The sequence below is a fragment of the Aquimarina sp. EL_43 genome, from assembly GCF_943422735.1.
In the GTDB taxonomy this organism is placed as follows: Bacteria; Bacteroidota; Bacteroidia; order Flavobacteriales; family Flavobacteriaceae; genus Aquimarina; species Aquimarina megaterium.
This window is the reverse complement of sequence record NZ_CALSBR010000001.1, coordinates 2845072-2871129: the sequence shown is the minus strand read 5'-3', so window position 1 is coordinate 2871129 and position 26058 is coordinate 2845072. Positions and strand designations below refer to the sequence as shown.

Here is a 26058-nt window from a genome sequence, read left to right as displayed (position 1 = left end):
ATAAATACATAAAAAAAAGTTTACGAGGACTAGTTCTTAGTAATTTTGCACAAAGATTTAAAAATTACCCCTAGCCTAAGATGTTACACTCTTAAAATTAAACTAACATTAACAATCGTAAACAAGAATGACAACCGTATTAATCGCAGATCATCATCCAATTACAAGGAAGGGGATCGTTTCCTTATTTCGCAACTCAGAAGATTATGAGATCATTGGCAAAGTAAGTAACGGAAACGAGATGTATGATGTTTTGAAAGCTAATACTCCAGATGTACTCATTATGGAGTTAGATTTACCTCAGATCAATGGAATTATGGCATTGAGAACTATTAAAAAAGAATTTCCCAGAATCAAAGTAATTATTTTTAGTTCTCATCCCGAAGAAATGTATGCTTTAAGTGCTATTAAAGCAGGAGCTTCGGCATACTTATCCAAAACAGTCCCAACAAAAACACTTAAAAAAGCAATCGAACGCGTTGCAAGGGGTGGTATATATTTAAATGATAACCTTACACAACAATTAGCAAACGGAAATGCTAATGAAAATAATATGGTTGTAAAATATAAAAAACTATCCTCCAGAGAAATAGAAGTACTCAATCTGTTATCTTCTGGAAAACGCAATAAAGATATAGCTTCTACATTATCTATTAATGAAAAAACGGTAAGTACATATAAGACGCGACTGCTAAAAAAATTAAAAGTGGATAATCTCGCAGATTTAATTCATCAATCAAGATTATTGCATATAAGTTAAATCACTCGATTTAGTTTTCTATACAATAATTTCTTGAGAGTTTGGTAATCTCGAATATCTTCTAGAATATTCATATTACTTTCAAGATTCTGAGCTTTCACTTCTTGTGAAAGCTCTTTTATCTTTTGATCGATCAAAAAACCTCTTAAACTTAGAATAATATTATTCACATATTCTGCTACAGAGTCTGTTTTTTGTTTTACATGAATTTCCATATCTACCCATCTGTGAAGCTCATAACGTTCTTCTCTCATCATGATTTCTGTAATCTCTGAAGCTATTTCTGGTGGGATTTTATTTATAAAACTATCTATTTTAAACTCATCAACCTGATTTAACTCTTCAATCAAAATTGCATATATATCTTTAAAAACCTGATCTGTAAATTCGATTTCATCATCTTGTAGATCCAAATATATTTTTTCAAAAACTTTTATTTTATGTATTTCTGGCTCTAAAATAAGTTCTCCATCTTCACTTTCTTTCATTATCAAATCTTCAAACTCTTCTTCCTGAACACCATATATCAATAAAGCTTTTATTATATGGCGCTCTAATACATATTGTCTATTTACTTTAGGTTGTTTATGAGCTTCAGTTTTTACAACTTCTAGTGATTTTTGATGCTGTTTTTGCTGTTTACGATCTTCTTTTACATCAACATTACGAATTTGTGCTAAAGTATCAAACAATACATCTTCAGAAACGTCCATTATTCGAGAGCATTCTTTTACATAAATCTCTCGTTTGATTACATCTGGGATTTTAGAAATACTAGTTACCATATCTCTAACCAATTCTGCTCTTTTGATTGGATCATTCTTAGATTCTTGCTGTAATAGTGATGCTTTAAAGCTAATAAAATCCTGAACATTCTCTTCGAGATATGAGCTTAGTTCTTCTAGCGTATTTTGTTTAGCAAAACTATCTGGATCTTCTCCATCGGGAAAACTACAGACTTTTACATTCATTCCCTGTTCAAGAATCAAATCAATCCCTCTTAAAGATGCTCGCATCCCGGCAGCATCACTATCAAACAATACTGTGATATTCTTAGTTAGTCTACTAATTAAGCGAATTTGATCTGATGTTAATGCTGTACCCGATGAAGAAACTACATTGGTAACTCCTGTTTGATTAAATTGAATAACATCTGTGTATCCTTCTACAAGGTAACAGTTATCTTCTTTGGCAATAGCTTGTTTTGCATGATAAATACCATAAAGCACTTTACTCTTATGGTAGATATCACTTTCTGGAGAGTTAAGGTATTTTGCTGCTTTTTTCTCATTGGTTAAAATTCTCCCTCCAAAGCCCAAAACACGGCCAGACATCGATTGAATAGGAAACATTACTCTACCCTTGAAACGGTCAAATTGTTTTTCTTCCTTTACTATAGTAAGACCTGTTTTCTCTAAATAGTTTAATTGATATCCTTTTTTAATAGCCTCGGCAGTAAATGCATCCCAAACATCAGGAGAATATCCTAGTCCAAACTTTTTTATAGTTTCTTCGGTAAATCCACGTTCTTTAAAATAGGTTAACCCAATGGCTTTACCCTGTTCTGTTTTAAGTAAAGAATTCTGAAAAAAAGTATTAGCAAACTCGCTAACCAAATACATACTCTCTCTTTCATTTGCTTGTTCTTTTTGCTCATCTGTTTGCTCGGTTTCCTGAAATTCTATATTATATTTCTTAGCCAAATATTTTATGGCTTCAGGATATGTAAAATGCTCATGTTCCATCAAAAAAGCAACTACATTACCTCCTTTTCCGCTAGAAAAATCTTTCCATATCTGCTTTACAGGAGATACCATAAAAGAAGGTGTTCTTTCATCACTAAAAGGACTTAATCCCTTAAAATTACTCCCTGCCTTTTTTAATAGCACAAAGTCACCTATTACTTCTTCTAACCGAGCAGTTTCGAATACAGCATCTATAGTGGACTTATGGATCATTATCTAGTATTATATAATTAATATGGAATAGTAAGTATTCTATTGCTATCTTACTTCAAAAGTTTGTTTTTATCTACATAAACAAGCTCAACGCAAAAATAATATAATTCCTGAGACACTGTCCTCTTCTTGATTTAATAAAAAAAAGAGGCTGTCTAAAAAAGACAGCCTCTTAATAATTAGTTTTTTATTTCTTCAGAAATTATTTTGCTACAATAAAACTTCTTGTAACAATAGTTTCTTTAGCAGTAATTCTTGCAAAATAAGTTCCCGCAGTAAGGTTACTTACATCGATTTGCTTAATTCCTTGATCATCAATGCTACGAACTTTTTGACCAAACATAGAGAAAATCTCTAGTTTTTGGATTGGTGTCTTACCAACGGATATATTTAAAATACCTTTAGTTGGGTTTGGATACAACATAAATCGCTTGTCATTTGAGTTGAAATCTGTTAATTCATAAGTATCCAACCTTACACTTGATCCTTGAGCACAGAATTCTGTAGCATCAGAATTTGTAAACTCTCCTCCTGATGCAATAGTACCTGCACTACTTGATAGTGTATAAGAGCCATTACCATATGAACAGCAAATTCCATCTCCAAAAGAATCAGAAATTGTAAATGTATAACTTCCTGAAGCTAGTGCATTAATAGTTTCTGTAACCGTAGACCCATCTGGATTTGCTGTAGAATAGCTTTTTGATGCTACTGTTGTACCTCCTGCATCGGTTAATGTCCAGGAAGTTTCTTCTGGGTAGTTATCAAAAGTTATGCTTAAGGTTAAATCACCAGTAGCACAATTTCCTGTAGTATCAGAAGTAAGTGATATTTTATCTATTGCTGCATCTGCTTGCCAGGTATTCCCTGTTACACGATTAAATCGTAACTGTAGTCCAACCCCTAGATATGCTGCTAGATCTATTGTAGCCGTTTGCCAAGAGTTCCCCTGGTTTCCGCTTTTACTCCAAATACTTGTCCAGGTAGCTCCATCATCATTACTTGCTTCAACGTCTAGCGATCCAAAATCGGTACCACCATACATATGATAACTAAATGAAAACACAGCTGCTGTAGCACCACTAAGGTCAACACATGGAGAATTAAGAATTGCTCTTTTATTTGGGTATCCTGTGCCATTTCCAGAGGCTTCAACATAGATATACGTTGATCCATCATCTGCGCTTGAAGGCCCTGTATTATTAGAAGGCGTACCTCCAGAATCTCTTGTCCAGTCCAGATCATCTCCTGATGCTTGTGTCCATCCTCCAAAATCACTTTCAAAACTTTCACTATATGGAACGGCAACTCCATTTAAACATCCTGTTGCAGCTGGAGTAGTTACACTTATTGGCGTACTGGTAGCTGATTCATTTCCTGCAGCATCTTTAGCTAACACCTTAAACTCATATGTAGTTTCAGGAGAAAGTCCTGCTACTACAGTAGTTGTGGTCGTTACAGTAGCAACTACTGCTCCATCTTGTAATACATCATATCCTGCAACACCTACATTATCGGTAGATGCATCCCAACTTAAGGTCGTCTGACCTGCTGAAGTGTTAGATGCGGTTAAATTTGCAGGAACAGTTGGTGCCTGAGTATCTGGTGCAACTGTAGTAACGGTAAGTGTTGCACTTGCAGCAGATTCATTTCCTGCGGCATCTTTTGCTTTTACAGAGAAATCATAAGATGTACTTGCTGTTAGTCCAGTAATATCTGCCGTAGTTGTAGCTACAGTTGCTACTACCGTACCATCTTGATATACGTCATATGCAGTAACCCCTACATTATCAGTAGATGCGTCCCAGCTTAATGAAGTAGAAACATCGGTAGTATTAGATGCAGTTAAATTTGCAGGAACTGTAGGAGCTTCTGTATCCGGAGTATCGGGCTGCAATTTATAAGCCACTACATGATTTTTCCTAAATCCTGCATCAAAATATTCTGCAATATGCCAGAAAGTTGCATCATCAGATGGATCTACAGTCATTTGCGCATAATCTCCATATCTTGTCGAAGGATTAGATTGAGTTCCATTTACAGCAACCTGTTCTGTCAACGTCATTGTTCCGGAAGGATCACTTGCTAATCTTCCTGTATATCTAATAGAAGGAACGATTGAGTTACTAACCACAGTATATCCAAGACCTATATTACCTTGTCCGTCCATCGCAATAGCACCACAAAATGCGCTATGTCCATCAGGCTGTGTGTATGTACCTTCCTGATGAATTGTCCAAGGCTGACCATCACCTGTCTGTCTAAGTTCGTACCAGCGAATACCAGCTAAGTCATCATTCCCATTTAAATCTACCACAAAATTTAAAACAACAGAATTATGAGTTGCAAAACGTCTATAATTCGTCATATACATCATTGTCGCCTGTAATGCATCTATATCACCTCCACTAGGCTGAGGTAAATTAGAAAATGATCCTCCATCAAATACACTATCAAATGGTGAGGTAGTTACCTCTACTGGTTGAGAAATGGTTGAACTAGACGGGTTAGACCAGTTAACATCTGTTGTCCAAATTTTTAAATGATCTGATGATACTCCAGACCAGGAATCATCCTGTAGATAAATAAAAGAATTTCCTGTTCCAACTGGTGGCAATGTAGGACCAGTAGCATTAAATCCTGCTGGACTATAAAAACCGCTTGAAATAGCTCCCGGAAGTGTAAAACCTACAAATCCTGCACTAGCATCTCCTGCAAGCATTTTATCTCTTTCAGCAACATAAACAGTCTCCAAAGTTCCAATTGCTCCGTTTGGAGCTTTATTAGAAGTTATGTAATACCCATCGCTCCAAATCGATAATTTTTCATAATCAGGAAACTCTCCTGTGTTGAACCTATACGTATACCAGCCATCATTAACAGGATCTGGACCTTTCCCTATCGCAATAAGAATACCATTAGGAGAATTACTAAATTGCATAATAATAAAGCGTTCTGCATAATTGTCATAAACTACGATCGGATCTCCTAAATCCTCTCCAGGGAATATCGTAGCCAAAGAAGCCTCTGCTAATAATACACTCCCGTTTCGATCTCTAATACCAAAACCTGAATTAAAAGCATACACATAGTGATTAGGCCCAATTGCACCAGTTGGGTCTGTAGGCGTACTATTACCTTGATGAGCAACAAAATTCGCAACTTCGGTAGAAATAGCAGCTTTCATTGATTTTTGCTGATACTTCATTAAAGGATCAGACTCACCAACTTTTGGAAGCCCTTTACCAGGTACGTAATTGTTTTTTCCCCGTTGTTTTTCTCTCCCATGCTTTATTATTCCTTTAGCAGAAATAATATTCTTCATACTGGAGAGTGCGGGAATTTCCTTCATGTAAACTGCCTGACTTGTTAAACTTGCTTTGACAGCTCCTTTTTGAGCTAGCAGCCCGAAGCTGCAGAACATGAATAATGTTAAATAAAAAAATTTAGTTTTCATATGAGTGAAATTTGGTTAATTGTTCGGTTTTATACCAATTTCAGCATAAGTAGTAACGACTAACATTTTGAGGCAAAAAATGTAGAATCGTTATTAAAATTTTGGAAAGAATTATTTCAACTATGACTTGGATAAATATAGAATATTTCATCTAGAAACAAAAAAATAAATTGTCATAAAATACTTACATTCAAATAGTTATGTTAAAACCATAATTAATTTAAGGGTAATACTTTTATTTATATATTTAACAAATATTCATTATTAGTAAATTATTTAACAAAAAAATATAAATGTTTAGCATATCGATTTAATAGGATAGCCATTAAATAAAGGCCTGAGAATCATAACTCAAACAACTTATGAGGTAAAAAAAACAAAAGAGCGATATAGTCATATCGCTCTTTTAAAATAATCATTATTTGCTCCTACTTTATCAACAAAAAACTATTTTATCTATTATAGTCCGTTAATTTTATAAAATATACGGGTAACTGTATCAATTCATTTATCGATTAAAAGTCAAAACGTAATCCTAACGACACATTATTTTGTTCAATCTCTGCATTTCTAAAAATTGGAGACAAATCGTACTTGGCATATATAGACATATCTCCAAAACCAATATATCCACTTAATCCATATACCAGATCACTGGTATTATAATCTCTTTTAATCTTATCTTTAATACGGTCGCCATTTTCTTTATATTTTAATTTTTGACGAGTACTTATATTTGCTCCGACATATCCTCCCAGACCAATTCTAAATCTATTTGCAATAGAATATCGTATACTTTTTTCTGTTTCTGTCACTTTTGACGGGCCAAATTCAAAATGTACCGGAACCACAAGGTTATCCATTCTAAATTTAGATTTATCCAATTCTACTCTAAATTCTTCTAATGTGGTCTGATTACCATTTTCTACAAAATATCTATTATCTGTAGGCTTTAAACCATTAGAAGTATATGAAATCCCGTACTTAATTCTTAGAAAGTTGGTGTTTTTAAATACTCTTGTTTTCCAGGCCCAACCAATTTCGAAAAACCTACTTCCAGAAATTTTATAATCAGAATCGTCTAATGATTGCCCTTCTACAATTGCATTGTTAAGTCCAAAAGCAATTACCAAATTTGATGTTGTACGTCTATCATATGGTATTTCTCTGTCATTATCAGATCCAAAATTAAACCCTAGGAAAGTAAGATTGTATTCCAGATCTTTTTCTAAAAATTCAATAGCATCCCCCTCATTGCGTTCCAAAAGTGCTATTTTATTTTCTATAATAGCTATTCTATTTTCAATATTAAGAGCATGTATCTTGGCAGCTTCTTCTTTAAGTTTTTGCGCATCTTCTTTGGTTATTTCTTCATTTACCAGTTTTTCATTAATTTCTTCCACTTCCTTTTTTAATGCTTCTTTTTCAGCATTAATAACACGTTCTTTCTGCTGTTTCAATTTTTCTATTACATTATTATCACTTGCTTCCTGCGCACTTGACAATTGGGCAAAGAGTGTCATGGCCACAAATGTGGCTATTGTAACTATTGTCTTCATTGTTTTTTGAATTTTATTTGCAATCCCTCTGGATACACCAGAGAGATTGCTGATTATTTGATTGATGAATGATTTTAATTATCCCTTTCTACTACTGCTGTCTTAACTTTTTGGAAACCTGTTTTAAGCGCTTCAAAAACACGTTGTTTAAAAGTTTCATCAAGCTCTGCTTCTACATCTTGCAGAAGGCTTGATGCACTCACTGTACTAGATTTTAATATTTTTGCTGTTGAAATTTCTCTTTGAGCTTCAAGTAATAATGCATTGATTTCATCATCGGTGACTTGAGCATTGTTTTTTTGAAGCTCCTGAATTTGTGCTACTACTCCTGCTACCTTATCTTCAATAATCAAAGAATCTACAGGTAAAACTTTATTTTTAATCCTATTGGTATTTTTGTCATTTTCTACCAACTCAGTATCATATTCCCTATTTTCTAACATTTTTTTTGTAGCCTTATCCCTAGGTGTTGCAATTTCCGAAGGAATATTTTTCTTTTTGAGATTTTTATTTTCTTTCTCTGGAGAGGACGTTACAATTCTATCGGTAGTTGAACTTTCTTCAAAAGCTTTAGAATTATTTTTTTCTATAACTTTTTGTTCTGCATCCTTATTTTCAACTATCTCGGTATTTTCATTTTTTATAACCTCATCGCTATTATCGACAAATTGGGTGTTATTTTGTTCTGAAACCGAATTTTGATTCATTAGTATAGAAGTCAGGATCAAGACTCCAACAAAGATGGCAGCAATACCATACCATTGGATTTTTTTATTTTCCTTTTTTTGTTTTTTTGCGCTATCTAATTGCGCTGTTAATCGCTCCCAAGAATCACCAGAAGGCTGTATAGCGCGCTGTTCTAGCTTGTCTTTCATCTTTTCTTCAAATTTCAATGGCGCCATTACTTATCTTATTTTGTTGGTTTAACTTTTGTTGCAACGTTTTCCTAGCTTTAAATAGTTGGGATTTTGAAGTACTTTCAGAAATCTCTAACATTTTAGCTATCTCACTATGCTTGTATCCTTCTATAGCATATAGTACAAATACCATTCTATATCCTTCTGGCAAACTATCTATTAATTCCTGAATCTGGTCTATTTCTAATTCTGTATTAATATTGTTCCAGGATTCTTCGGTATAGCTTGTTATTTCTTCGGCAAAAAGAACTTGTTTTTCTTTTCTTAAAAAAGAGATCGATTCATTAACCATAATTCTTCGTATCCATCCTTCAAAACTTCCTTCGAACTTAAACTTATTTAAATTCATAAAAACTTTTAAAAACCCGCCAAGCATTACTTCTTCTGCAAAATGAATATCCTTAATATATCGTCTGCACACACTAAGCATTTTGGGGGCATACTGATTGTATAGCTGATGCTGTGCATCGCGATATTGCTTTGCTGCCCTTTTAATGAGTTGGGTTTCGCTTTTATAAAATTGAATAACTTTCAATATAAAATCAATTAATTAGATCTTCTATTTACATAGACGAGAATAAAAATAAAAAGGTTGCCTCGTATTTAAAATAATTAGTGTTGTATTATAAACATTTAGAGTTAATTTGATGTTTTTTGTTCTTAACAAACTCATTATACGCATATTGCGCACCATTTTTTTAATATCAAAAAGCGTCTAATTATTTTTTTCGGTCGATAACATAATCAACCATAAGCTCTAAAGAAGATTTGTAATCTGAATCAGGATATTCTGATAAGATGGAAAGTGCATCATTTTTAAATTGATGCATTATTTTAATAGCGTACTCTAATCCTCCACTTACTTTTACAAAATCTATAACTTCTTTAACTCTCTTTTTATCTTTATTATGATTTTTTACCGAGTTAATAAGCCATTTCTTTTTTTCTTTAGTACAGTGATTTAGTGTGTAGATAAGAGGGAGTGTCATTTTTTGCTCTTTAATATCAATCCCGGTGGGTTTTCCTATAGCTGTATCTCCATAATCAAATAAATCATCTTTAATCTGAAAAGCCATCCCGATAAGTTCTCCAAATTTTCTCATTTTTTCAACATCATCAGAATCCGGAGCTACAGAACAAGCTCCCAGGCTACAACATGCTGCTATTAATGTCGCTGTTTTCTGGCGGATGATTTCATAATATATCTCTTCTGTGATATCAAGATTTCTAGCTTTTTCGATTTGCAGCAGCTCCCCTTCACTCATTTCTCTAACTGCTACCGAAATAATCTTTAAAAGATCAAAATCCCCATAATCAATAGAGAGTAACAATCCTTTTGACAACAGATAATCTCCTACCAAAACTGCTATTTTGTTTTTCCATAAGGCATTAATAGAAAAAAAGCCTCGCCTTTGATTAGAGTCATCTACGACATCATCATGAACCAAAGTTGCTGTATGAATCAATTCTATTACAGAAGCTCCTCGATATGTTCGTTCGTTTACTTCTCCTCCAGATATCATTTTAGATACCAGAAAAACAAACATAGGTCGCATCTGCTTACCTTTTCTATTTACAATATAATGTGTAATTCTATTGAGTAAGGCTACCTTAGAGGTCATTGATTCTGAAAACTTTTGCTCAAAAAGTTCCATTTCATCAATGATCGGTAATTTTATTTGTTCTACAACTTTCAATATGCTGTACTTGATTCTGTTTTCTATAGTAACGCGAAGATAACGTAAAATAGTTTTTCTTTGAAACCGATATTGTTATATATCAAGAATATTACCTTTAATTTAATAAATATAAGGATATACCTCTAGGATTTATTAGCTAGCTGGCCACAAGCTGCGTCTATATCTTTTCCACGACTACGACGAACATTGATAACAATACCATGAGATTCTAGTGCATGAATATAATTTTCTATTGCTTTGTTTGGTGCCTGTTGAAATGCTCCATCATCTATTGGATTATATTCTATTAAATTTACTTTACATGGAACGTAAGAGCAGAACCTTATCAAAGCTTCTATATCTTCCTTTCTATCATTTATCCCTTTCCAAACCACATACTCATAAGTGATCTTACTTTTTGTTTTTTGGTACCAATATTCTAATGCTTCTTTAAGGTCTATTAGCGGAAATGTTTCATTAAAAGGCATTATTGATGTTCTTATTTCATCTATTGCAGAATGTAATGAGACCGCTAATTTAAATTTCACCTCATCATCTGCCATTTTTTTAATCATTTTGGGCACACCAGAAGTAGATAATGTGATTCTTTTTGGAGACATTGCCAACCCATCGGGAGAAGTAATTTTATCAATAGCTTTCAATACGTTATTATAGTTCATTAAAGGCTCTCCCATACCCATAAACACAATATTTGATAAAGGACGATTATGATATAGTCGACTTTCTTTATCAATAGCCATTACTTGATCATAAATCTCATCGGGATTAAGATTTCTCATCCTTTTTAATCGAGCTGTTGCACAAAATTTACAATCTAAGCTACATCCTACCTGAGATGACACACATGCCGTAGTTCTGGTTGGAGTAGGAATTAGTACTGATTCTACTACTAATCCATCATGCAATTTTACTGCATTTTTAATCGTGCCATCTGTACTTCTTTGCATCTGATCAACCCGAATATGATTGATCACAAAATTTTCCTCTAGTATTTTTCGAGTGGCTTTAGAAATATTGGTCATGTCATTAAAACTATGAGCCCCTTTACTCCATAGCCATTCATAAACCTGATTTCCTCTAAAAGATTTATCTCCATTTTCTTCAAAGAAAATCCGTAGCTGATCTTTAGTTAAGGTTCTTATGTCTTTTTTCTTCACATTCATAACTTCTGCAAAAGTATAAAGATAAATGGTACTGTAACATACATCTTCTTTCTTTATTATAGCGATTAAAAAACCCTGGAGAAGTATCCAGGGGTTTTTAGTATTATTTTAGATCATCTTATTTTTTTATTCTTCTCCATTCATGGACTCCTCCCCCTCCTTTATACTTCACCTTAAGTATATTTGGTTCGTCCTCATCAATCCATATTTGACATTCTGAAACTCTACCGTTTTTTATATCTGTAAATTTTCCATTTACATATCTATCTCCTTTTAATCTTAATCCTTTTAAAATTACTAATCCTTCTACATTTTGATTTTTGTCTGCTCCTTCACATTCATAACAAATTGCATCTCTTTCTGATATACGCATCATTCTTTGTATGGTACCATACACTTTATTATCTATAATATATAACTGAACGATACTAATAGCTACTCCTGTTTTTTTATCATATGTTTTCCATCTTCCTAATATAGGGTTAGGTTCATAAGATGCAAGTAAGTCTTCTTTTAATTGTTCATCAATAGGGTTTTCTCCTAACCAAATTTTAAACAAGGCCTTTTTAAATTCTTTACTATTTATTGTTCCCAGTAATTCCTTGTTCTTATAAAGAGTTAATTTTCCTCCTTTGACATATAAAATTTTATAAATATCGAATTTATCTATCTCATTAGGAATAAGGTTAAGAAAATCTCTAATTTGATTTTCTAACAAGTAGCTATTGCCATCTGTAGCTCTTTCTAAACCATTTCTTATAATATTCTTGAACTCACTATCGGTAATTGAAGAAATAATTTTAATTGTAATAGCCATAGTAACATCTTTTTCTGCTACCATCACCCCATCCTCTACACCATCTACTTCAAAGTCCAAATATAATGCCATTGCATATAACTTTTCTGTAGATCCAGCACCATTAAGCATTAACTCTGATTTATCAAAAACATCAACATCATTAAAGCTAATGTTACCAACCTTGGTTTGAGCATAAGAAAAAACAGTACTAAAAAATGCTACATAATAAATTACTCTTTTCATTCTATAATTAGGTTTAGTTCTTTTTTTTATAATTGGAACATACAAAAAAAACGGTACAAATTTATAAAAAGTACGTTTATAAGCCTCATCTAGCATGTTTTTCGACAAAAACCGATATTAATCGTTTTTTGGCACTTAAAGCCAATTACGGTTTTACCATAATTTTTTAAGGCCTCGAAAATAGCATTTTTTTTGCGAAAAATGCAATTTAATATGCTAATTTCTAGAAACATACAAAAAAACCCTACCAAATTTAGGGTTTAGCAGGGTTTTTAATAATATTCATTTTTATTTTTAGATGATTAGCATAGCATCACCATAAGAATAAAATTTATATTTTTCTTTTACCGCTTCTTCATATGCTTCTTTAATAAAATCATGTCCTGCAAATGCAGATACCATCATTAATAAAGTAGATTTAGGCGTATGAAAATTCGTAATCATACAATTTGCAATACTAAAATCATAAGGAGGGAAAATAAATTTATTAGTCCATCCTCTAAACTCATTTAAAGTTCTCTCTGATGATACCGAACTTTCAAGAGCTCTCATTACTGTAGTTCCGACAGCGCAAATCCTTCTTTTATTTGTTATCCCGTTATTAATCGTATTGGCAGCATTAGCAGTAACATAAGCTTCTTCACTATCCATCTTATGTTTAGATAAATCTTCAACCTCAACTGGGTTAAATGTTCCTAAACCTACATGCAATGTAATTTCTGCAAAATCAACTCCTTTGATTTCTAGTCTTTTCATTAAATGCTTAGAAAAATGAAGTCCTGCAGTTGGAGCAGCAACAGCTCCTTCATTTTTAGCATATATAGTTTGATATCTTTCTTCATCTTCTGGTTCTGCATCTCTTTTAATATACTTAGGCAAAGGTGTTTCCCCTAGGTCATTAAGTTTTTGTCTAAATTCATCATAGGAACCGTCATACAAAAAACGTAATGTACGTCCTCTAGATGTTGTATTATCTATTACTTCTGCCACTAAACTTTCATCATCTCCAAAATACAGTTTATTACCAATACGTATTTTTCTAGCTGGATCAACAAGTACATCCCAAAGTCTTGTTTCAGAATTTAATTCACGTAATAAGAATACTTCAATTCTAGCTCCAGTCTTCTCTTTATTACCGTACAATCTAGCAGGAAAAACTTTAGTATTATTAACAACCATCACATCATTTGGTTCAAAATAATCTATAAGATCTTTAAACTGTTTATGCTCTATGGTTTGATCCTTTCTATTAAGAACCATTAGGCGAGATTCATCTCTGTTTTCAGCTGGGTACTCAGCCAATAAATCTTGTGGAAGATTGAAATTGAAATGTGATAGCTTCATTCGTATTTATTTTTTGAAGGTGCAAATATACAATCTTGCAATAGGGGTTGTCAAGTAAATTAGGATATATTTACATATGCATAGGTACTGTTTTTAAATTATCACATAAAAACCGCCTTCAAAATAACTAAGTTAGCATCAACTATCCTGCTATAGCTCTCTTTTACACTTCTAAAATTTTAAATCCTAATTTCTTTAAATCTAACCAAAAATCGGGATAGGATTTAGAAACAACATTAGCATCTTCGACATATAATGATGTTTTAAGAGCAAGAGGTGCAAATGCCATAGCCATACGATGATCATGATATGTTGCTACAGTTACATCTTTTTTTATGTATTCTGAAGGCTCTAAACGAAGAGAATTCTCGGTAATATGAACTTGCCCGCCTAATTTTTCGATTTCATTTTTTAAAGCTTCCAGACGATCTGTTTCTTTTATTTTTAATGTGTGTAAGCCAGTAAGATAACATCCAATACCTAATCCAAAACAAGTTACAGCTATTGTTTGAGCAATATCGGGAGAATTAGATAAATCTAATCCATCTTCAAGTTTCTTAAGTTTATCCGATACTTTTTTTAAGGTAATTGTATTTTGATCAAAAGTAGTTTCTACTCCTAGGCTTTTGTATATTTCTGCAAGTTTAGCATCTCCCTGATAGCTCTGCTTTTTATAACTTCCAATAGTGACAGATGTATTATCAGAAAGCGCAACAATACTATAAAAATAAGAAGCAGAACTCCAATCTGATTCTACTACAATATTTTTTGGAGAAATTTTGTCGCAAGGATTAATGGTAATTTTATTGTCTTTAAAAACACCTTTAATACCAGCATCACTTAACAAACTTAATGTCATATTAATATAAGGCACAGAGGTTACTTTTCCTTCTAATACGATTTCTAACCCATTGGGTAATGAAGGAGCAATTAACATTAATGCCGAAATATACTGACTACTCACATTTGCTTGTAAAGAGACAGAATTTGTTTCGGGTCGCTTTCCTCGAATACGTATCGGAGGGTACCCATGTTCGTTTTCATAACTAATCTTACATCCTAATTGTTCTAATGCTTCGACCAATATTTTAATCGGCCTTTCTTTCATTCTTTTACTTCCTGTAAGTACAGTCTCTCTATCCTGTTTAACAGCAAAATATGCTGTAAGAAAACGCATTGCTGTACCTGCATGATGAATATCTACAGTAATTTCATCACTCTTCAATGCTTTTTGCATTAACTCAGAATCATCACTGTTAGATACATTTTCGATACCTATATTAGGGTATAATGCCTGGAGTATTAGTAACCTATTTGTTTCACTTTTTGATCCCGTAATTTGTAGCGTATTGCCTTCTATATTGGGTATGTGTTCTAATTTCAAATTCATTTTATCGATTTGATTTCCTTTTTCTTAATTCAAAATAATATCCCATGATCATCCCATATATTAATCCTCCTACTATTCGAGATATCATATATCTAATCCATTGTTGCTGATTGATTCTTTCTTCTACAAAAGTACTCCAAGTAGAACTGCTGTATTGCATGAAATACTCAATAACACTAAAAATAATTATAAAGCCAAATCCTATAAAGCATACAGAGGACCAGTACTTTTTTGACGAAAGAATTGATGTAAACATTATTTTAATTTTTCGTTGTTATGGTGACGATCGTGATCTCTTTTTGTTTTAATATCCAGCTTTTTATCAAAAGCTTCCTGAAGATTAATTCCTGTTTGATTAGCCAAACATAATACCACAAACAAAACATCGGCCAATTCTTCTCCTAGATCTTTATTTTTATCACTCTCTTTTTCACTTTGTTCGCCATAACGTCGTGCTATAATTCTGGCAACTTCTCCTACTTCTTCGGTAAGCTGCGCCATATTGGTTAATTCATTAAAATACCGTACTCCATGATTTTTGATCCAATCATCTACAGCACGTTGGGCATCCTGGATATTCATAATTATATTTTTTTAAGCACTATCTGTTCATTTTCTTTTTCAATAACTTGATTATAAAACTCTTTTAATGTTAAATAATAATCTGAAGGAAGAAAAGCAACATTAACAGTTTCATTAACAACAATTTGTATCATCCCGTTGGTTACATTTGACCTAAATGAAAAAGCACCTATGTTTTCTGGCATTTTAAAAGCTCCCGATTTTGGAAGTTCGGCTACCTCATATCCTTCAGGAATTTTGATACTTACCATATAGGCATTAGTAAACCCATAACCAAAATCTATTGGATATTCTCTATTGTTAGATTTAAATACATTTTCTTTATCTCTTAAAAATAACAACGGAGAAAAATACATCTCATTTTCGATAGATTCTACCTGGTCGTAAGATATAAAATTAAAGCTTTCGCTAACTCCTTTCCCGGCTTCATTTATACCTTTAACAGTATATTCTTCAATTTCGTCTAAGCCAAACCTTTTCTTAAAACGCTTTACTTTACTTTCATCATCTTTTGCTTCATTTTCTATCCTAAAATCATGTGCAAAATAATCCATATGACGAACATTAAATTTTCCTTTTACAGCACCATCTTTATCAATTTGACATTGTGCACTATATCTTTTTAAAGAAGGTCTTTTTGGTCTAAAGTTTACTCTTTGTGAAGTACCATTTTTAGAAATTACTCTTCCAGATCCACGAATTACTCGATCTGGTAAAACATTAGGTAAAGCATATCTATCTGTAGCATCTAAGTACACATGACTACCATCGGCTAATTTTACTCTGGATATCACATAATTAAAGCCATCTACAGTAGGAAACAGAGCAATAACTCTGTTACTTGCACTTACTAATACAGGATTAGCATCCAGGCCAACATGAGATAACATAGAAGTAAGCATCAGATTAATTTCTGCAGAATTACCTGTCTTTTCTTTATATGCTTTTTTAACTCCCACACTTGTACCCACAGCATACGCATCATTCCATCGCATCCTTTTTTTCACATAATTGAATACTTTCATCATTTTGGTTGTCTGATTTTCTGAGCGCGACACTACGGCTTTTAAATCTTCTTCATAATAACTTTTCTTTTTTAATTCTTCACCAAAATTACCACTCTTATAAATTGTTTTCGCTACATCTTCCCAGGTTGTAGAATAGTATTTTACAGGTCTATTTGGCCAATTAACACTAGATAACTCATAACTTATACTCGAAATATAATTTTTCACATTTCCAGAAAACGGCTCTATTTTAAAAGCAGGGATATTGGTAGAGTTAATCGTATTTTTAATAACTTTAAAATCAACATCATTGGTTGAATATTGTGTTTTTACTGTTCCCCCCATAACTCCTCCACTACTTGTTCTGGTTTTAGACGTTAACATAATCTTACTATTATGTTTAGATTCTTTAATGTCAACTGGAAGATACCCTGATGTAAACTTTTTAAATATAAAATATTCTGGAGATTCAACTACTACATCGAGTTTTTTAATTGGTATTTCATATTGCAGATAGATTCTATCCATGTTGTATACAAATGGTGAAATGATCTTATATTTATACTCAATTATTGATCCTTCTTGTAAAGAGGGCATTGTAAATTTTATTTGATCGTAATATTTAGAATATTCGTTTTTAAAAATTCCATCTTTTTTAAGTTTGGTTTCTACAATTTTATTATCAACCAAACTATAGGTAACCCCTTTTAAGCTCATTATTTTTTCATCCTCGCCATTTTTATGATATAAAAACACTTCATCTGTTGCATAATCAAATCCATCTTTTTTGTATAACTTGATTCTTTTATACACCTCGGTAATCAACTGAAAACCCTGAGATTGACTGTAATTCATATGTACATGTTTCTTTTCATAAAGAACAGCAGCATGAGCCGTACTATCCATAGCATAAGATTGCTCTGCCAATTCTTCTTTAGATACTTTTCCGTATTTATACTCCTGTGCAAAACCGCTTGCAGAAACTATAAAAAAGAAACCAAATAGTAATGTATTTATATTTTTCATTGCGATGGTTATTTATTGTTGTTTTAATGCTATTCTTGATTTATCTATTTTCTTAATTTCGGATCTAAACCTTCTATATTCATCATATTTTTCTTTCGGAAATGTACCGTCAACTATTTTTAAAAATCGTTTGAATTTGAGTTGCTTATCATCAATCTTTTCGAGTTCATAACTATAACTACCAAATACGGTTTCAATAGATTTTTTTTCAGGTAAATTCCCCATCATATATCCATCAGGTAAATTAATAATGTATTCATCTGTATTTACATACCCTCTTGATATTACCAAAGGGGTTTTTCTCGTATCATATTTAGGTAGATTAATCTGATCTCGACTAAAAAGATTAGGAGATATTAATAAACGGCTTCCTACTTTTTTAGCATAAGAAACACAAGAGATTTCTATGTCCTCTGTAAATTTGATATTGTCTTTATTATCATTAAGATTTATCTTACCGATTTCCAGATTATTGATATATCCCCAAAATTCTTTATAATATAATTTTTGATCTTTTGGTGTTTCATACTGAATATTATAATTCCAGTCATATTCAAGTCCCTGCGATACTCTTTTTACAGTTGCAGACATGGATCTATCTACTTCAAGATTAACTGTAGCCGTAGTATGAAGTATATTTTCTTCAGGTTCATATTTCTTAGTTCTTTTAATGGTTCCTCCTTCAGGAGTAATTACCAGTACATCTCTATTATCAGTAAAATCACCTATAAAATTAAATGGGGTGGTTTGGCTGGTACATTCAAGCCAGAGATCTTCTTCTTCATCTGGTATATTAAGTATCACATGATTTCCTTGCATTGATGCAAATTCTGAGTCAATATCTCTTCTCTCATCAGCATAAACGACTGTATAATAAGAATTTACACCCTGACTATCTAATAAAGATTTAGTATAGTTTGTTAGCGCTTTACAATCTCCATATCCTAATCGATCTACGTCTTCTGCCAAAAATGGGACCCAACCTCCAATACCTAATTGTACACTTATATACCTGGTTTTATCCTGTACATATTCATAAATTAACTTAGCTTTCTCTTTTTTAGTTTTTGCATTCGCAACCAGTTTGTTTATTTTTTCAATAGTCTGAAGAGGTAATTTACCTCTACCAGATATTAGTTTATTGTATTTCCATTTTCCAAAAGATTTCCAGTCTGTAGCTGCACCCTTAACTCCTTCTAATGAGAATTCGTTTAATGCCACCTTTACCATCGGCGTCATATCATTTAGAGAAGGGCTATATACTTCGGGTAATCGTGCTGGGATATTAGAAATTGAATACGAAGTTTCCAGGTCGGTCTTATTTGTTTCGACCGGATAATCATCAAAATTTGTTTCTCTATATCTAATCGAGATTTTTGATGAATTTAAAATCTTATAGTTAGATTTTTCAATACTTAATCTATATGCCAAAATTGGTTTCCAATATTTTATAAATGCTGTAGTTGAGCTTTCTACCTCACTTTCAAATGCAAGTGTATAAGGGTAATTTAAAGGAGTGTATTCAAAATATTTTATTCTATCATCATTCATTAGTGATATCCCATCAGAAACACTTCTATCTTTAAAATCTTTCTTTTTATATTTTTTAATTTCTTTACCAAAAGAATCATAAACTATAGCTTCTAGTCTTTTAATTTTTGTAGATGGGCTATACCCTTCATAAGAATTGGCATATCCGTTGCCATATTTATTAAGTATAGTAACAATTCTTTTGGTTTTTACAACTACAGAATTTATTGACTTTATCTCAATAGTAACTTCCTCGGATCTTACAATAGCATTAGCATTTTTAGTAAGTGTAGAATCTAAGAGTACAGCTTGTAGCTTTAAATCATCCTGAGCAGAGATTTGCCCAATACAGAATAACATAAGCACAACTGAAACCAGTAGTATTTTTTGTAACATAAAAATTATTTTAGGGGGTGGTTTATTCTTTGTTTTTTGTGTCTACAGTTATAGTAACAGGCCCATCATTAAGTAGTGATATTTTCATATCAGCTCCAAATACACCTGTACCTATTTTCTTTCCTAAATCCAACTCTAATCGTTGTACAAAATTCTTATAGAGAGGAATTGCTATCTCTGGTTTTGCTGCTTTAATATAACTGGGTCTATTGCCTTTTTTGATACTGGCATGTAGTGTAAATTGACTTACTACTATAGCATCTCCATCTATATCCAATACACTTTTGTTCATTACACCGGCTTCATCTTCAAATATCCTAAGGCGAGATATTTTTCCTGATAACCAATCTATATCCTCTTGCGAATCCTTTTCTTCTATTCCTATTAGAATAAGTAATCCTTGATTTATATTTGAAACAATTTTTCCTTCGACACATACGGATGCCTCAGAAACTCTTTGAATTACGGCCCTCATTTATTTACCATTGATTTTAAAAAACAAAAGCTTTTTTATTACCCTACTTATCTGATATAGAACAACATGTTTTGTTTGCGTGTTTTTCATTCAATTATTACATTAAATAATTCCAAAAGTCATTTTAATTAACAACTTTATGGCACAAGTATACAGTGTTTGAGTTTCATTTTTCGGAACTGAGAATTTTTTTTTATTTTCTTATCAACTGATTTAGCACAACTTAGAAATTTAATCTGTTTTGCTGCCGTGGATTGCGAAAATTATTCGTCGTCGTAATTATTTTTTCTGTAGTGTTCTTCTTCTCCTTCAAGAATTTGTAAATAGCTTTTATATCTAGACCAGGCAATTTCTTCGTTATCTAATGCTTCTTTAACAGCACATTTTGGTTCATTAATATGCAAACAGTTATTAAACTTACAGCCTGATTTTAACTCAAAGAATTCGGGAAAATAATCTCCCAGTTCTTCTTTATCCATATCAACAACTCCAAAACCTTTTATCCCAGGTGTATCGATAATCTTGGCATCAAAATTAAGATCAAACATTTCTGCAAAAGTAGTCGTATGTAAACCTTGTTGGTGTTGATCGCTTATTTCGGCTGTTTTTAACGACAAATCGGGAGCAATTGTGTTAACTAAAGTAGATTTTCCTACCCCACTATGACCAGAAAACATACTTACTTTATTTTTCATTATTGCTTTTACTTTGTCTACATTTTTACCATTCTTTGCAGATATTCCTATACATTCATATCCAATTTTTCTATATATCGCTGCCAGATATTTAATCTCCAAAAGCTCATCTTCACTATATGTATCTATTTTATTAAAAAGCAAGATTGCTTTAATACCATATGCCTCTGCTGTAACTAAAAATCGATCTATAAATGTTGTAAATGTTGTTGGATTATTTAAGGTTATTAATAAAAAGACCACATCTACATTTGAAGCAATGATGTGTGTCTGCTTTGACAGGTTTACTGATTTTCTAATAATATAATTATGCCTTTCGTGAATATATTCGATAACTCCCGTTTCCTGATCATTATTAGTTTCTAATTTAAAATCCACTAGATCTCCTACAGCCACAGGATTAGTACTTTTGATGCCTTTAATCCTAAATTTTCCTTTTATACGACATTCGTATACTTTTCCGTTATTAGTTTTTACGGTATACCAACTTCCTGTAGATTTATAAACGGTACCTGTCATAAATACAAAGATGCAAATATTAATATTTGTAGAGGCCCTATTTCTTTTCTTAATTAAAAAAACATAAAATCCTACAAAGCAATTTCTTTACACAATTATTGTTCTTCTCTAAGATATTATACCAAAAATTTGGTAAAAAAATTGGCATAATGCATCATAGAAATATTATTATATCAAAGTAAGCTTTTTTGACGATAAAATTTAATCGCAATACACTATCTTGTTTAAAAGAAAACATAAACCCCACTCGTTATGAATCGCAGCGAATGGGGTTTTTATATTATCCTCTTGCCACTTTTTTCTGATGATTTATTGATTCCTGGTGAATTGCTTTATAAATACGAAGTATAAATTCTTCACTCAATCCATTTTCTTCTCCTTCAAGAATCATTCTTCCCAATATTTCATTCCATCGTTTAGATTGTAAAATAGCAACATTTTGCTTGGCTTTTACTTTTCCTATATCATCAGAAATTTTCATTCTCTTAGATAAAACTTCTAACAATTGATTATCTGCGATATCAATCTTAGCACGTAATTCGCTAAGTGCTTTTTGATATGCTTCATCTTCTCCAATCTCTTTACGAATTTTTAAATCTTTCATATATTGAATCAATGTTTCTGGTGTAATTTGTTGTTTGGCATCACTCCATGCATTATCGGGATCATAATGTGTTTCTACTATAAGTCCATCAAAATTAAGATCCAAAGCTGTTTGAGACAGGTCAAAAATCAAATCTCTTCTTCCTGCAATGTGAGAAGGATCTAAGATCAATGGCAAATCTGGGAAACGATTTTGTAAATCGATCGGAATCTGCCACTCTGGGATATTACGATATTTTGTTTTCTCATATGTCGAAAACCCTCTATGAATTACTCCTAGGTTCTTAACGTCTGCAGTATAAAAACGTTCTACAGCACCTAACCAAAGAGATAAATCTGGGTTAATTGGGTTTTTTATTAAGACCGGATTATCGATTCCTTTACAGGCATCTGCAATATCCTGAACAATAAAAGGAGATACTGTACTTCTTGCTCCTATCCATAAAACATCAACTCCATGTTCTAAAGCTAATTCTACATGATGCGGATTTGCTACTTCTGTAGCAATCTTCATCCCAGTTTCTTCTTTAGCTCTTTGCAACCACTTTAACCCCAAAGCTCCTACTCCTTCAAAGTTTCCAGGTCTTGTTCTTGGTTTCCAGATTCCTGCACGCAATACTGTGGCATCAGAATCTTTAAGTTGATGTGCTATTTTTACTACCTGGTCTTCTGTTTCAGCACTGCAAGGTCCTCCGATTACCAATGGATGATCCAGATTGTAATCATCTAACCAGTTTCTAAGTTCTTTTTTATTCTCCATTTTTATTTTTTATTCTTATTTATTAAAGTTTGTATTGGTTCTATAGCTTAAGCAATTCCTTTTAAAATTGTCTTTATATGATTTGTATCTTCCATTTCTCTATATACAGCTAAAAAATCATCATTTTCAATCAACTCTTTAAATTGAGCAAGATTAGCAATATATTCTTCTAATGTCTCTATTATATTTTCTTTATTATGCTTAAAAATTGGTGCCCACATAGCGGGAGAACTTTTTGCTAATCGAACAGTCGAAGCAAAACCACTACCTGCCATATCAAAAATATCTCTTTCGTTTTTCTCTTTCTCGATTACAGTTTTACCTAACATAAAAGAACTAATATGTGATAAGTGCGAAACATAAGCAATATGCTTATCATGAGAAGAGGGATCCATATAACGAATTCGCATACCTAATCTAGAAAAAATCTCCATCCCCTTTTCTTGTAATTTAAATGCTGTTTTTTCTACCTCACAGATAATATTCGTTTTTCCTCTATATAAATTTGCAATTGCTGCTTGTGGCCCAGAAAACTCTGTACCTGCAATTGGATGTACTGCCAAATAATTCCTTCTTTTATTATGATTCTCTACTGTATTACATAATTTCTTCTTGGTCGAACCAGCATCAAAAACTAAACAGTTATCATTGATTTTATCTAAAATAGTGGGTAATATCTCGACGGTTGCATCTACTGGTATGGCGATGATAACCACATCTGCTTTATCCAGCTCATCCAAACCAGATGTATAGTCAATAAAGCCTAGTGATAATGCTTCGTTCAGATTATCTTCGCTTCTATCCACACCATAAATCTTAGCTTCGTTAAAAGCTGCTTTAATATCTATGGCAAAAGAACCTCCGATTAGACCTACCCCTACTACAAATACATTCATCTAGTTACAATTTTGATTTATCATACTCTTTGTCGCCAATGGTAATTCTGTTTTATGAAGTCTTCCTATAGCCTCTTTAATATTCTCTTTGGTTACACAAAGTGAAAAACGTATATATCCTTTTCCATTACTTCCGAAAATATCCCCTGGAGCGATGAAGATATCATTCTCATATAAAATAGTATCTATAAATTCTACTGCATCGGTTCCTTCTGGTAACTTAGCCCAGACAAACATTCCTTTTGCGGTTTTATCATAACTACACCCTAAAAGATCTACTAACTCCCAGATCAAGATTCTTCTTTCCTTATAGATTGCATTCATTTTATCATACCAGCCATTAGAAATACGTAATGCCGCGATAGCTCCTCTTTGGATTCCTTGAAACATACCGCTATCCATATTACTTTTCACTTTTAAAATCGCTTCAATTTTATCAGAACTACCACTAACCATTCCCACACGCCATCCAGCCATATTAAAAGTTTTGCTTAAAGAATTTAACTCCAATGCTACTTCTTTTGCTCCTTCTATCGATAAAATACTTGTAGGGCTATCATTTAAAATAAAACTGTATGGATTATCTTTCACCAATAGGATACTATGTTTTTTAGCAAAATCAATCATTTTTTTAAATAGCTCAACATCACCTGAAGCTCCTGTTGGCATATTTGGATAATTCACCCACATGATTTTTACCTTACTCAAATCTCTTTTTGAAAGACTATGGAAATCCGGCTCCCATCCATTATTTTCAACTAAATCATAAAAAATTGGTTTTGCACCTACCAAATTAGTCACTGCACTATATGTTGGATATCCAGGATTAGGAACCAATACTTCGTCTCCTTCATTAAGGTAAGCCAGAGAAATATGCATGATTCCTTCTTTAGATCCCATTAAGGGCAAGATTTCGTCTTTTGGGTTTAAGGAAACTTGGTATTTTGCGCTATAAAAATCTGCAATAGCTTCTCGCAATTCTGGCAAGCCTTGGTAGCTTTGATATTTATGAGCACCATCTACAAGTACCGCTTCCTGAATGGCTTGCACTACTTCTTTTGGTGGATCCAGGTCTGGGCTACCAATAGCCATATTTAAAACCGGTTTTCCTGAGGCGACAAGTTCTCTAACTTCTCTTAATTTTTTGGAGAAATAGTACTCTTCTACTGTTTCTAATCTTTTTGCCGTTTGAATGCTCATCCGTTTTGATTTTTATATTCACCCAATACTTTTAGTTCTAATGCCATAATTTTTAGGATAGACATCGCTTTAGCATAATCATTATAATCTGTAAAAGTCACATCTACAAAAAAGGAATATTTCCAGGGCATACTAATAATGGGTAATGATTGGATTTTGGTTAAATTCAATCCACAATCGCTCATTACATTAAGCACTGTAGCCAAACTTCCCTTTTTATGATCTGTTAGAAACTTCAAAGATGCTTTGTTGATATCTTTCTTTTCTGAGTTAGATCCTTCTGCGGTATTTAAAATAAAAAACCGAGTACTATTAGATTTTATAGTTTGAATTTCTTTGGCCAAAATATTTAATTGATAAATATTTGCAGCGGTTTCTCCTGCTACAGCAGCAATTCCTTCTAGTTGCTGCTCATGAATTCTCTTAGCAACATCGGCTGTATCTGCATCCTCTATCAATTTGATATGTGGTTGTCCTCTAAAAAACTCTTTACATTGTAGCAAAGCCATTGGATGAGAATATACTTCTTTAACGTCTGAAATTTCCTGACCCTCTAAAGCCATTAAACAGTGATGAATAGGTAAAAAATATTCTCCTCTAATGGTAAGATCATGCTCATCTATATAAGCATAATTTGGAATAATAGAACCCGCAATAGAGTTTTCGATTGCCATTACTGCATCTGTGCTCTTATTATGTTCTAAACTATGCACTACTTCCTGAAAAGACATGCATTCATTTACATCTATATCTTCTCCGAAATATGCCTGAGCAACACCGTGATGGTATGACCCCTTTATTCCTTGTATGGCAACCTTTTGTTTCATATACTAATTTTATTGCAAAAAAAAAATCCCGATTTTTCATCGGGATTCTAGTTTTATAAATTTTGCTGATTTATTTACATAGTGATCCCAATCTTGCTTTTAAAATAAAAGAAGAAAAAATAGAATCCGTTCCAAGTAAATAAATTGCTCATTATTGTATCATTATTACGTTGCTAAATTAGCTAAAACTATTACGATTCAAAATAAATTTTGATTTTTTTCATAATCATCAGAGTATTATCATCAAATCTT

At 32.5% G+C, this 26058-nt stretch carries 21 protein-coding genes; 1 reads left to right on the top strand and 20 read right to left on the bottom strand.

Features of this window, described 5'->3' with window-relative positions:
- The first annotated feature begins 127 nt into the window (after nt 1-127).
- Nucleotides 128-760, top strand: a complete 633-nt coding sequence (locus NNL09_RS12150) for a response regulator transcription factor (RefSeq protein WP_024770694.1) — start codon at nt 128-130, stop codon at nt 758-760.
- Here NNL09_RS12150 and dnaG read toward each other — a convergent pair.
- The 20 genes from dnaG to NNL09_RS12050 form a co-directional block, all read right to left on the bottom strand.
- Nucleotides 757-2718, bottom strand: a complete 1962-nt coding sequence (dnaG, locus tag NNL09_RS12145; RefSeq protein WP_196910798.1) for a DNA primase — start codon at nt 2716-2718, stop codon at nt 757-759. The two genes, NNL09_RS12150 and dnaG, sit on opposite strands and share 4 nt — an antisense overlap.
- Before the next feature lie 202 nt (nt 2719-2920).
- The gene (locus NNL09_RS12140) at nt 2921-6175 is read right to left on the bottom strand and encodes a fibronectin type III domain-containing protein (protein ID WP_025665075.1); all 3255 of its coding nucleotides are present in this window, start codon (nt 6173-6175) and stop codon (nt 2921-2923) included.
- A 515-nt stretch (nt 6176-6690) separates the two neighbouring features.
- Entirely contained in the window at nt 6691-7734 is a 1044-nt protein-coding gene (locus NNL09_RS12135; protein ID WP_025665076.1) for a hypothetical protein, read from the bottom strand.
- Between the two features lie 74 nt (nt 7735-7808).
- On the bottom strand, nt 7809-8636 hold the full coding sequence (locus tag NNL09_RS12130) for a hypothetical protein (RefSeq protein WP_196910797.1): 828 nt from the start codon (nt 8634-8636) through the stop codon (nt 7809-7811).
- On the bottom strand, nt 8617-9186 hold the full coding sequence (locus NNL09_RS12125) for an RNA polymerase sigma factor (RefSeq protein ID WP_196910796.1): 570 nt from the start codon (nt 9184-9186) through the stop codon (nt 8617-8619). The genes NNL09_RS12130 and NNL09_RS12125 overlap by 20 nt, the downstream gene beginning before the upstream one ends.
- Nucleotides 9187-9370: 184 nt before the next feature.
- Nucleotides 9371-10348: a polyprenyl synthetase family protein gene (locus NNL09_RS12120; RefSeq protein ID WP_025665079.1), complete on the bottom strand. Its 978-nt coding sequence runs from the start codon at nt 10346-10348 to the stop codon at nt 9371-9373.
- A gap of 125 nt (nt 10349-10473) precedes the next feature.
- The gene (gene rlmN, locus NNL09_RS12115; protein ID WP_196910795.1) at nt 10474-11514 is read right to left on the bottom strand and encodes a 23S rRNA (adenine(2503)-C(2))-methyltransferase RlmN; all 1041 of its coding nucleotides are present in this window, start codon (nt 11512-11514) and stop codon (nt 10474-10476) included.
- Between the two features lie 118 nt (nt 11515-11632).
- A complete protein-coding gene (locus NNL09_RS12110) occupies nt 11633-12556 on the bottom strand; it encodes a chalcone isomerase family protein (RefSeq protein ID WP_025665081.1) in 924 nt (307 codons plus the stop codon).
- Between the two features lie 294 nt (nt 12557-12850).
- Nucleotides 12851-13900 carry a tRNA preQ1(34) S-adenosylmethionine ribosyltransferase-isomerase QueA gene (gene queA / locus NNL09_RS12105; protein WP_025665082.1) on the bottom strand — a complete coding sequence of 350 codons (1050 nt, stop codon included), beginning with the start codon at nt 13898-13900 and terminating at the stop codon, nt 12851-12853.
- A 163-nt stretch (nt 13901-14063) separates the two neighbouring features.
- Entirely contained in the window at nt 14064-15290 is a 1227-nt protein-coding gene (locus NNL09_RS12100) for a 3-phosphoshikimate 1-carboxyvinyltransferase (RefSeq protein ID WP_196910794.1), read from the bottom strand.
- A 1-nt stretch (nt 15291) separates the two neighbouring features.
- Complete coding sequence (locus NNL09_RS12095; protein ID WP_035095847.1) at nt 15292-15546, bottom strand: hypothetical protein; 255 nt, start codon at nt 15544-15546, stop codon at nt 15292-15294.
- Entirely contained in the window at nt 15546-15872 is a 327-nt protein-coding gene (locus NNL09_RS12090; RefSeq protein ID WP_025665084.1) for a nucleotide pyrophosphohydrolase, read from the bottom strand. The genes NNL09_RS12095 and NNL09_RS12090 overlap by 1 nt, the downstream gene beginning before the upstream one ends.
- A gap of 2 nt (nt 15873-15874) precedes the next feature.
- A complete protein-coding gene (locus NNL09_RS12085; RefSeq protein ID WP_196910793.1) occupies nt 15875-17905 on the bottom strand; it encodes a DUF3857 domain-containing protein in 2031 nt (676 codons plus the stop codon).
- A gap of 12 nt (nt 17906-17917) precedes the next feature.
- Nucleotides 17918-19831, bottom strand: a complete 1914-nt coding sequence (locus NNL09_RS12080) for a DUF3857 domain-containing protein (protein WP_196910792.1) — start codon at nt 19829-19831, stop codon at nt 17918-17920.
- A gap of 22 nt (nt 19832-19853) precedes the next feature.
- Nucleotides 19854-20306 (bottom strand): D-aminoacyl-tRNA deacylase, encoded by a 453-nt coding sequence (gene dtd, locus NNL09_RS12075; protein WP_025665087.1) that lies wholly within the window; start codon nt 20304-20306, stop codon nt 19854-19856.
- A gap of 263 nt (nt 20307-20569) precedes the next feature.
- The gene (rsgA, locus tag NNL09_RS12070) at nt 20570-21520 is read right to left on the bottom strand and encodes a ribosome small subunit-dependent GTPase A (RefSeq protein ID WP_025665088.1); all 951 of its coding nucleotides are present in this window, start codon (nt 21518-21520) and stop codon (nt 20570-20572) included.
- 280 nt (nt 21521-21800) lie between these two features.
- Nucleotides 21801-22883: a bifunctional 3-deoxy-7-phosphoheptulonate synthase/chorismate mutase type II gene (locus NNL09_RS12065; RefSeq protein ID WP_025665089.1), complete on the bottom strand. Its 1083-nt coding sequence runs from the start codon at nt 22881-22883 to the stop codon at nt 21801-21803.
- A 47-nt stretch (nt 22884-22930) separates the two neighbouring features.
- Nucleotides 22931-23779, bottom strand: a complete 849-nt coding sequence (locus tag NNL09_RS12060; RefSeq protein ID WP_196910791.1) for a prephenate dehydrogenase — start codon at nt 23777-23779, stop codon at nt 22931-22933.
- Nucleotides 23780-24979, bottom strand: a complete 1200-nt coding sequence (locus NNL09_RS12055) for a pyridoxal phosphate-dependent aminotransferase (protein WP_196910790.1) — start codon at nt 24977-24979, stop codon at nt 23780-23782.
- Nucleotides 24976-25806, bottom strand: a complete 831-nt coding sequence (locus tag NNL09_RS12050; RefSeq protein ID WP_196910789.1) for a prephenate dehydratase — start codon at nt 25804-25806, stop codon at nt 24976-24978. Before NNL09_RS12050 ends, NNL09_RS12055 begins: the two co-directional genes overlap by 4 nt.
- Nucleotides 25807-26058: the final 252 nt, after the last annotated feature.